The sequence below is a fragment of the Lentilactobacillus kisonensis DSM 19906 = JCM 15041 genome, assembly GCF_001434135.1.
Taxonomy (GTDB): Bacteria; Bacillota; Bacilli; order Lactobacillales; family Lactobacillaceae; genus Lentilactobacillus; species Lentilactobacillus kisonensis.
The window spans coordinates 1-369 of the sequence record NZ_AZEB01000101.1; the positions used below are offsets into that span (position 1 = coordinate 1).

The window sequence follows — 369 nt, forward strand, 5'->3', positions numbered from 1 at the left end:
ATTTTATGTAGCACAGAGAATTCAACTCTGCTATTCTTAAATCGACGAAAACCCAAGGATAGGAGTGAATCTCTATGTATAAACATTATAACAATAACCAGACCAGTTTAACATTGCCATTGGAAATTTCAATTTCAGAAACGCACATTGTCCGCGCCATTAGCGCTTTCGTGGATACTATTCCATATAAATTAGTTTATGGCGAAGAGTCAGCCTTTGGCCGACCACAATATTCACCATTAATGATGCTCAAAATGATGTTATTTGCCTACTCACGGAAAGTGTTTTCGGGACGAAAAATTCAACAAATGGCCGAGGAAAACATTCCGATGAAATGGTTAATCGGTGACCCTGACGTGGTGCCCAGTT

Annotated in this window: 1 protein-coding gene; it reads left to right on the forward strand. The window is 39.3% G+C overall.

The annotated features are described in order from the left end of the window. Nucleotides 1–74: 74 nt before the first annotated feature. On the forward strand, nt 75–369 hold a 295-nt coding region (locus FC98_RS13890; RefSeq protein ID WP_162254978.1), incomplete at its 3' end, for a transposase.